Origin of the sequence: Planktotalea sp., from assembly GCF_018607965.1 — a bacterium.
In the GTDB taxonomy this organism is placed as follows: domain Bacteria; phylum Pseudomonadota; class Alphaproteobacteria; order Rhodobacterales; family Rhodobacteraceae; genus Planktotalea.
Map to the genome: position 1 here is coordinate 24,338 of NZ_JABBAM010000170.1, position 9,103 is coordinate 33,440.

Genomic DNA, 9,103 nt, shown 5'->3' on the forward strand with positions numbered 1-9,103 from the left:
GCAGGCATATCTTTTGGTATGTTAAGATTTTGTTTCCTTTTGATCTTTCTCTCAAGTAGCGTCGCGGCTGATGTCGCAGGACGCGTTCGTGTGATTGATGGCGATACGTTTGATGTAGCGGGGGTGCGTGTTCGCGTGCACGGAATTGATGCGCCAGAAAGCAAGCAGACTTGTGAGACTGAGCAGGGCGCGGCGTGGGCCTGCGGGGCGTGGGTCACATCGCGGGTCGCGGTCTTGTATGATGGCAAGAGTACGACCTGCCGAGAGGTGGATCGCGATCGCTATGATCGGGTTGTTGCACGTTGTGAGGTTGCGGGTCGCGATGTTGGGCAGCAATTGGTGTCACAAGGTTTGGCGTTTGCCTATCGCAAATATTCGATGGCCTATGATCTGGATGAGAAGGGCGCTGCAGTGAATGATCAGGGATTGCATGCATCGCGTGTGCAAAAGCCTGCGCAGTACCGCGCGACGCGCGCCAAGGGTCGTATTCCGCCAAGCCGTGATTATGGGATCAAAGGAAACATCACCAAGAACGGGCGGATTTATCATGTTGCGGGACAGCGTGATTATGAGCGCACTGGTATTAATCCTGCCAAAGGTGAGCGCTGGTTCTGTTCACAAGTTGAGGCCCGTCGTGCTGGGTGGCGCAAGGCGCGTCGTTAGGTCTTCGCTAACCACCATAAGTGAGAATAAAGCTCCAAATTTTTGGCATAGTGTCACTGCGCCATGTTTCGCTGTGGGATGCACCGCGCACTGAAATGAAGTCCTTATCGCTCGCGGGTGCTGCGTCGAAAATTGCGCGACCCATTGCTTGGGGGGTGACCTCATCTTGCGCGCCGTGGATGATAAGCGTCGGAATTGTCAGCGCATTTGCGCGCGATAAGCTGTCCGAACGATCCTGAATACGTGCGATCAAATTGTCTGGAATCTCCATCATTGCGCGGGCCATTGCGGGTGTCGATGTAAAAGGTGCCTCAAGTATGACACCCGCAGGGCGCATTGCGGGTGGCAGCGCATGAAGCACCAAAATGGCAACGGCACTCCCTAGACTTTCGCCTTAAAGGATGAGGTTTTTAGATGTCGCGTTGGGGCGGCTGTTTTCAATAGTGTTGAACAGCGCAAGCGCGTCTTTTGTGATGGCGTCTTCAGACGGGACGCCGCTGCTGCCCGAAGATCCGCGATATGACATCGCGACCACGTTGAAACCTTGATCCTGCAGCAGAATAAAACGCGGGGCGCGATTTGCAAGGTTGCCTGCATTCCCGTGGAAATAAAGGACACTCGCTTTGGCGCGCCCTTTGGCGGGGATCGACCAAACCACGAATTGACCCGCATCGATGGGCCGCAAGATCACTTGGGTGTTGGGCAAGCCGACGGCCGCAGGGGCGATCTCGGTAGGGGAGAGGGGGGTAGAGCATTTTTCGCTCGATCCGCTTGAGAGGCAGTAGATCGAGGAGGCCAGCATGCGCTGCGATTGGTACCAAAAGCAGTGCGAAGATTAGAAAGTAACGCATTAACCGACCTCGTAGGGCAGGACGCCGCGCCTATTGTTGTCTACGCGCAGGCGTCGTTCTAAAGGAGGAACTGAGCGTTGATGGCAGTTCGTGCGCTCGCAAATACGGCACGAAATCCCGATAGGTTCATATGCGGATGCGTTGGAAATGTCGAGGCTATCTGCATAGACCAGCTGACTGGCATGCGTGACTTCGCAGCCGAGCGCGATTGCGAAACGGCGCACGGGAGCGCCAAAAGAGCCTCCTGATTTGAGCACATCCCGCGCGAGCGAAATGTAGCGTACGCCGTCAGGTGTTTCCGCAAGCTGGCGTACAAAACGGCCCGGTGTCTCAAACGCACGGTGGACGTTCCACAAGGGACATGCGCCGCCGAAGCGCGCGAATTGTAGGCGTGTCGCGCTGTGGCGTTTGGTGATGGATCCTGCTTGATCAACACGTACAAAGAAGAAGGGGACGCCCTTTGCGCCGGATCTTTGCAAAGTCGAAAGGCGGTGCGCGACCTGTTCAATGGATGCGCCGAACTGAATAGCGAGACGTTCAAGATCGTGGCGCGTCTCGCGCGCGGCGACAAGAAACGGACCATAGGGCATCAGGGCTGCGCCTGCATAGTAATTGGCGAGGCCGATTTTGGCGATGGCGCGGGCCTCTGTTGTTTGGAAACGGGCAAGGTCAAGTGTGGCTTCGAGCAAGGCATCTTGGGTGATCAAGGCCAGTTGCAAGAGCATTTGAAATGTTTGAGTAGCAGGAGCTGCGTGCGCAGAGATCGTTAGTTTACGCGTTTCTGGATCAAAGCTGCGCAATACATCAACGGGTTCAAGACGCATTTCAATACCGTGGTGGCGAAAGCTTGCGCTTGCGCGTTCGCGGGCGGTTGCGCCTGCGGGGCCTGTTGCTGCGAAATGCTCGGCCGCACGATCCATCGCATCGATGTAGTTGTCGCAATAATGAAAAAAGTCGCGCACGTCTTCCCAAGGACTGGGTTGTAGCTGGCCATCGTCGCGCCCGAGCGCTTCGTCCAAGGAGGCGAGGCGTTCGTGGGTTTGGCGGTATGCGCGGTGCAATTCAAGGAAGGCACGGGCAAGTGCGGGCGCGTTAGACGCGGTTAGGCGTAAGTCTGCAAGCGGTGGGTCTACGGCGTCTAGGACAGGGTCGGCCAACGCTTCGCGCATATCTGTGACAAGGCGTTCAGAGTCGCCAGAGCTGAGTTCGGTTACATCAAAGCCGAATTCTTGCGCGAGGGCCAAGACAACGGTGGTCGACAGCGGGCGCTTATTGTTTTCCATCTGGTTGAGATAGGGAAGCGATACGCCAAGTTTGGCTGCGAAGTCTTTCTGGGTTAGCCCAACTTGGCCGCGTAATTCACGCAGTTTGGAGCCAGCGTAGATTTTCTGAAGGGCCATCGCGCACCTATTTGCAATTTTGCAGTATCGTTATGGTAGCTTTGCAAAGCGGCAACAGCAAGTCTTACGCACCGATGACTTTTGCGCGTCGAATGACCCACAGGGCGGCGACAAGGCCGCCTGCGGTACTGGCGACCATCAACCAAAGCACAGGCATCGCGCTGTCGCCATCCGCAAGAACCAGACCTGCGAGGGCTGATAGAATAGCGCCAAAGCCAATCATCAATGCGCCTCCAAGGCCAGATGCGGTTCCCGCGATGTGGGGGCGCACGGATAGCATCCCTGAAGTCGCATTAGGGATCGTCATGCCATTGCCGATGCCGACCAGCGTCATAAAGCCAAAAAAGCTGGCGGGCGTTCCAAAGCCAAAACCGAAAATCAGCAAAGATAGGCCGGTAGCAACTGTGGCAACGATTGCGCCGTATAGAACCATGTTGTTTATGCCGATGCGTATTGAATAGCGCCCCGATACAAAGTTCCCCAAGAAATACCCAAGCGCAGGTGCGCCGAAATAAAAGCCTAGCACTGATGGGGACAGATCAAAAATCTCGGTGCCCACGTAGGGTGCGCCGCCAAGATAAGCGAAGAATGCGCCAGAAGTCAGACCAGATGCGAGCGAATAGCCCCAGAAGCGTTGAGATGAAAAGAGTTCTGGATAGTGGCCGAACTGCTGGCGTAATGTTTCGCCCGTGGCACGCTTGGTTTCGCCTTGATCGCGCAAGCAGACCCAGAACAACACTGCCCCAAAAATGGCCATGAGCCAGAAACTTGACTGCCAGCCAAAGGTTTCATCGAGCACGCCACCAATCATCGGGCCGATCATCGGAACGACCGCCATGCCCATGGTCACATAACCGATCATTGATGCGGCTTGTTCGGCGGGGATCATATCGCGGATGATTGCGCGACTAAGCACCATCGCTGTCACGATGATCGCTTGGCACATGCGAAACAGCAGGAAAATCGTCGCGTTCGGTGCGTAGATGCAGCCGATTGAAGCAAGCGTGAAAAGCGCGAGACCCCACAAGATCACTGGTCGACGTCCAAGATTGTCGGAAATTGGACCGATGATGATTTGCAAAATAGCGTTCATTGCAAAATACGCAGCGACTGACATTTGCAAAACCCAGTAGTCGGTTTTGAAGTGGGCGGCCATATTGGGTAACGATGGTAGAAAAATGCTCATCGATAGGGCCGAAAGACCCGCGAGCGCGATCAGCGTGATGATGTGGGGTGGGGTGGTTTTATCTAAAAACCGCGAAGTATAGGTTTTGCTCATAGCTTAGGTGTAGCGCGCGTTTTTTAAATATGACAGGGGGCGCGTGCGCGACTTTGCGGCGTGGTAAGTTAGCAAATTTGCTATTAGCAGAGCCGGCCGGGTCATGAGTTTGCAAATATGCGGATTTTCTCTTTTTTTCTACATCTCCACAGGCTATCGCAGCACGTGAATGCCTACGGGATCAAGAGCGCTCTGCCGTGCGGATTTAGCGGTGATGAGATGCACAGAAGGAACATGCGATGAAAGATATTCTGGAAGAACTCTCCGACCGCCGCGCCGCTGCACGTTTGGGTGGTGGGCAAAAGCGCATCGACAGTCAGCACGCCAAAGGCAAACTAACGGCGCGTGAACGGATCGAGTTGCTCGTTGATGAGGATAGTTTCGAAGAATTCGACATGTTCGTTGCACATCGCTGCACCGATTTTGGCATGGAAGACCAGCGCCCTGCGGGCGACGGTGTTGTTACGGGCTGGGGCACGATCAATGGCCGCATGATCTATGTTTTTTCGCAGGACTTTACAGTTTTAGGCGGATCCGTATCCGCAACCCACGCACAAAAGATCTGCAAAATCCAAGATATGGCGATCCAGAATGGCGCGCCTTTGATTGGCTTGAACGATTCAGGCGGCGCGCGCATTCAAGAGGGTGTTGACGCGCTGGCAGGCTACGCCGAGATTTTCCAGCGCAATATTCTTGCCTCTGGTGTTGTTCCACAGATCAGCGTGATCATGGGGCCGTGTGCGGGTGGTGCAGTTTATTCCCCGGCGATAACCGACTTTATCTTTATGGTCAAAGACACGTCCTACATGTTCGTTACTGGCCCTGACGTCGTGAAAACGGTCACGAACGAATTGGTCACAGCAGAAGAACTAGGTGGTGCATCAACCCACACCAAGAAATCCTCTGTTGCGGATGGCGCGTTCGAGAATGATGTGGAGGCGTTGGCAGAAGTGCGCCGCCTCGTGGATTTCTTGCCATTGAACAATCGCGAAAAGCCACCTGTGCGTCCGTTCTTTGATGAACCCGGTCGCATTGAAACGTCGCTTGATACACTTATCCCGGAAAACGCCAACTCGCCCTACGATATGAAAGAGTTGATCCATAAAATCGCGGATGAAGCGGATTTTTATGAAATTCAGGAAGATTTTGCCAAGAATATTCTGACGGGCTTCATTCGTCTTGAAGGTCAGACGGTTGGCGTTGTTGCAAACCAACCGATGATTTTGGCGGGTTGCCTTGATATCGACAGCTCGCGCAAGGCCGCGCGTTTTGTGCGCTTTTGTGATGCGTTTGAAATTCCAATCCTGACGTTGGTCGATGTTCCTGGCTTTTTGCCCGGCACATCCCAAGAATATGGCGGCGTTATCAAGCATGGTGCGAAGCTGTTGTTTGCATATGGCGAAGCGACGGTTCCAAAGGTCACGGTCATCACGCGCAAAGCCTATGGTGGAGCATATGACGTTATGGCGTCCAAGCATTTGCGTGGTGATTTCAACTACGCATGGCCAACAGCGGAAATTGCTGTGATGGGCGCAAAAGGTGCGACAGAGATTATCCACCGCGCCGATTCGGGTGATGCAGATAAAATCGCGCAGCATGCTGCAGATTATGAATCGCGCTTTGCCAATCCTTTCGTGGCCGCAGAGCGTGGCTTTATCGACGAGGTGATACAACCGCAAAGCACGCGCAAACGCGTGAGCCGCGCATTTGCATCCTTGCGCGGTAAGCAAGTGAAGAACCCGTGGAAAAAGCACGACAACATTCCGCTTTGATTTAGGGGCCGTCCGGCCATCAATAATTGAAAATGGTTTCTCGCGAAAAGGCGATAATTACGTGACGCAGAAGAATTGGCATATCCAACGTGAGGCGACGCGCATGACACTTGCGCGCCATTTGCCTGCGCGCTTTGATGTGGCCGCGTTTGCGCAGTTTCCTATGGTCAGCAAGACACGTCTGGCGCACCAAATCCGACAAGACCTATGGCGTTGCTTGCAAACGGTGCGTGGGTTTTCGCCCGTCGTTCAGATTGAACAGGCGGATGGAATATTGAACGTGACCGCGGGGGGGCGCGCAATACAACCGGTGTCACGCGCGTTGGAAGAACAGATTGAAGCGCTTTTGAATGACAGCTCGAAGCGACGTCGCTGGATTGCCTGCGCTGGCGGGGGACATTGATATGAAGATTGCTTTTCTATCCAAAGTGTTCGTTGTGATAAGCGTCATTGGCAGTGCAGCTTTTGCGCAAATGCCGATCACTGTGCCGTCTGGCCAAGTCATCGAATTCTTCGAACAGCTCGTTGATGAAGAGACCGGAGCGGTGCGTCTGCGTTTCGTTGCGCCGGATCTTGCTCACCCGCTAAAACGGCCCAGCTTTGAGGATATCACCCTAGATTTAGAGATGCTTTGCGGCGAACTTGGATTGAAGACTATCCGCAATAATGGACTGGAAAACACCCAGATCGTAATCTCGCTTTCGTCCGAGAGAGTTGATTTTGGCGTCATGAATTCGGATGTTGAACATGTTTTTGAGGCGTTTAGCGTCGAGAATGACACCTGCATGTTGGAGATGTTTTAATGAAACCACAATATTTTGCGAGGCAAAGCTCATCCGATAGGGGTATTGAGGCTGCTGAGTCACAACGCGGTTCTAAGCATCCCTGTGGATATCTTTTTGCGACAGGCTCGCATAGTTTGGTCAACAGTATCACCCAAGTGACCTACACCTCAAAAGGGACAGGGGTACGGGATTTTCCCGTAGATCTGGTTCGTAAAAGTGACAGGAAACAGATATGTCTAAGACAATCAAATTGGTTGCCGTACTCGGTGTTGCATTCGCAGCATCCGCTTGCGCAAAAAAAGCACCGGTTGAAGAGTTCGTTGTGGTTGATCCCGCGCCGATCTCAATGGAGCCAGTATACACAGGTAAGTACAAGTAACTTAGCTACGAGGCAGGCGTTCGCGCCTGCCTCGACCCCAATCCAAACGCACCTAACGGGAGGTGCGTCATGGCACTAGCCTATATGCTTAAGCACCGCGGCTTTCCTGGTCGCCTTCCCGGAACAGATTTCCAATTTACATTGCGACGCGCGAACCCCAAGGGGGCGACGCCACTTGAACGTCGTGAACGTCATTCTGATCGCAAACCTGCGGACAGACGCGCGGATGTGGCCTTTGTTGCAGCGCTCTGGGAAAATTTCGGCGATCAACCTTTTGAGCGCGGCAACTTGGACGCGGGACGACTAAGCTGGTTGTTCGGGCGCGAAGTCGTTCCGTATGATGATCCGTTTGATGCTGCCAATTACGAAGCCATGTTGACCCTAGATCCAAGGGCTGCGGCGATGGCTTTCCCTGATGCGACGGATTGGGGATGATCGGCATGAAGTCGCTTGGCGCATCGATAGTTCGGCAAAAAATAGCCTGTTTCCTTGCAAGCACATCAAATCACTTTTCCAACAAGCGCATTGCGCGCACCTTTCAGCATGTGAAGTTGCACCTTGAAACCACGGCGTTTCATTGCGCAACTTTCCGTAACCCTTCCCCTCGGTGGCAGTCCTGTGTTAACGCACGCTCGCTGCCGCCTTTTTTCTTGGGTGCGCTCGCCAAACGTAACTTTGAAAGAGATTTATTATGTCAAAAGCAACTAAATTCATCGCTATATTTGCTCTGTCCGCTTCAATTGCCGGCTGCGTATCACAACCTTCTCAACAGACACAGGGTGTTGCAGGCGGCGCGGTACTTGGTGCAGCGGCGACAGCAATTGCAGGTGGTAATCAAGCCCAAATCATCGCAGGTGGCATCGTTGGTGCGACTGCTGGTGCAATTATCGCCCAATAAACCAACACATTCTTTGCATGGTCCTTTGGCGGTGCAAACTTTCCACACAGCAAGCGTCGCTTTGTCCCATCCGGGCAGGGCGGCGTTTTGCGTTTCTAGGTAGACCGAAAAGGACGTCCAAATGTTCCAAAAGATCCTGATTGCCAACCGTGGCGAGATTGCGTGCCGCGTGATTAAGACCGCCAAGAAGATGGGCATCACAACGGTTGCCATCTATTCGGATGCCGACAGAAATGCGTTGCATGTTAAGATGGCGGACGAGGCAATCCATATCGGACCGCCCCCTGCGAACCAATCCTACATTGTGATCGACAAGGTCATGGAGGCGGTTAAGGCCAGTGGGGCGCAGGCCGTGCATCCGGGCTATGGATTCCTATCTGAGAATTCTAAATTTGCCGAAGCGCTTGATGCGGCTGGTGTCGCATTCGTTGGCCCACCTGTGGGTGCAATTGAAAGCATGGGCGACAAGATTACATCCAAGAAGATCGCTCAGGAAGCGAATGTTTCGACCGTTCCGGGCTATATGGGCTTGATCGAGGACGCGGATGATGCGGTCAAGATTTCCAATCAAGTCGGTTATCCTGTTATGATCAAAGCCTCTGCAGGCGGCGGTGGTAAGGGCATGCGTATCGCGTGGAATGATGCTGAGGCGCGCGAAGGTTTCCAAAGTTCCAAGAACGAAGCGGCGAACTCTTTTGGGGATGATCGTATCTTCATCGAAAAGTTCATCACGCAGCCGCGCCACATTGAAATTCAAGTGCTCTGCGACAGCCATGGTAACGGCATCTATCTGGGCGAGCGCGAGTGCTCTATCCAGCGTCGTCAGCAAAAGGTTGTCGAAGAGGCTCCTAGCCCCTTCCTTGACGAAGCAACGCGCAAAGCGATGGGTGAACAGGCGGTCGCATTGGCCCAAGCGGTTGGTTATGCCTCTGCGGGGACGGTTGAATTTATCGTGGACGGGAAAAAGAATTTTTTCTTCTTGGAAATGAACACACGTTTGCAGGTGGAACACCCTGTGACCGAGCTGATCACGGGCGTTGATTTGGTCGAACAGATGATCCGGGTCGCCAATGGTG

12 protein-coding genes are annotated in these 9,103 nt (G+C 53.7%); 8 read left to right on the top strand and 4 right to left on the bottom strand.

The window, feature by feature from the left end; translation table 11 throughout:
* The first annotated feature begins 18 nt into the window (after positions 1-18).
* Positions 19-663 carry a thermonuclease family protein gene (locus tag QZ279_RS15010; RefSeq protein WP_293452384.1) on the top strand — a complete coding sequence of 215 codons (645 nt, stop codon included), beginning with the start codon at positions 19-21 and terminating at the stop codon, positions 661-663.
* A gap of 7 nt (positions 664-670) precedes the next feature.
* Here the strand turns inward: QZ279_RS15010 and QZ279_RS15015 are convergent, their stop codons facing one another.
* The 4 genes from QZ279_RS15015 to QZ279_RS15030 form a co-directional block, all read right to left on the bottom strand.
* The gene (locus QZ279_RS15015; protein WP_293452387.1) at positions 671-1,000 is read right to left on the bottom strand and encodes an alpha/beta hydrolase; all 330 of its coding nucleotides are present in this window, start codon (positions 998-1,000) and stop codon (positions 671-673) included.
* Between the two features lie 57 nt (positions 1,001-1,057).
* Entirely contained in the window at positions 1,058-1,465 is a 408-nt protein-coding gene (locus tag QZ279_RS15020; protein WP_293452390.1) for a hypothetical protein, read from the bottom strand.
* A gap of 48 nt (positions 1,466-1,513) precedes the next feature.
* Entirely contained in the window at positions 1,514-2,914 is a 1,401-nt protein-coding gene (locus QZ279_RS15025; RefSeq protein WP_293452392.1) for a helix-turn-helix transcriptional regulator, read from the bottom strand.
* Between the two features lie 64 nt (positions 2,915-2,978).
* Positions 2,979-4,193 (bottom strand): multidrug effflux MFS transporter, encoded by a 1,215-nt coding sequence (locus QZ279_RS15030; RefSeq protein WP_293452395.1) that lies wholly within the window; start codon positions 4,191-4,193, stop codon positions 2,979-2,981.
* 239 nt (positions 4,194-4,432) lie between these two features.
* Between QZ279_RS15030 and QZ279_RS15035 the strand changes: the two genes are divergently transcribed.
* From QZ279_RS15035 to QZ279_RS15065, 7 genes are all read left to right on the top strand, one after another.
* The gene (locus QZ279_RS15035; protein ID WP_293452397.1) at positions 4,433-5,965 is read left to right on the top strand and encodes an acyl-CoA carboxylase subunit beta; all 1,533 of its coding nucleotides are present in this window, start codon (positions 4,433-4,435) and stop codon (positions 5,963-5,965) included.
* Between the two features lie 61 nt (positions 5,966-6,026).
* Entirely contained in the window at positions 6,027-6,368 is a 342-nt protein-coding gene (locus QZ279_RS15040; RefSeq protein ID WP_293452399.1) for a hypothetical protein, read from the top strand.
* Entirely contained in the window at positions 6,316-6,768 is a 453-nt protein-coding gene (locus QZ279_RS15045; RefSeq protein ID WP_293452401.1) for a DUF6497 family protein, read from the top strand. Before QZ279_RS15040 ends, QZ279_RS15045 begins: the two co-directional genes overlap by 53 nt.
* 214 nt (positions 6,769-6,982) lie before the next feature.
* Positions 6,983-7,129, top strand: coding sequence for a hypothetical protein (locus QZ279_RS15050; RefSeq protein ID WP_293452403.1), 147 nt, complete (start codon positions 6,983-6,985; stop codon positions 7,127-7,129).
* Positions 7,130-7,213: 84 nt separating this feature from the next.
* Entirely contained in the window at positions 7,214-7,564 is a 351-nt protein-coding gene (locus QZ279_RS15055) for a hypothetical protein (RefSeq protein ID WP_293452414.1), read from the top strand.
* 256 nt (positions 7,565-7,820) lie between these two features.
* Entirely contained in the window at positions 7,821-8,027 is a 207-nt protein-coding gene (locus tag QZ279_RS15060; RefSeq protein WP_293452405.1) for a hypothetical protein, read from the top strand.
* 121 nt (positions 8,028-8,148) lie between these two features.
* The coding region (locus tag QZ279_RS15065; RefSeq protein ID WP_293452408.1) for a biotin carboxylase N-terminal domain-containing protein at positions 8,149-9,103 on the top strand (955 nt) is incomplete at its 3' end.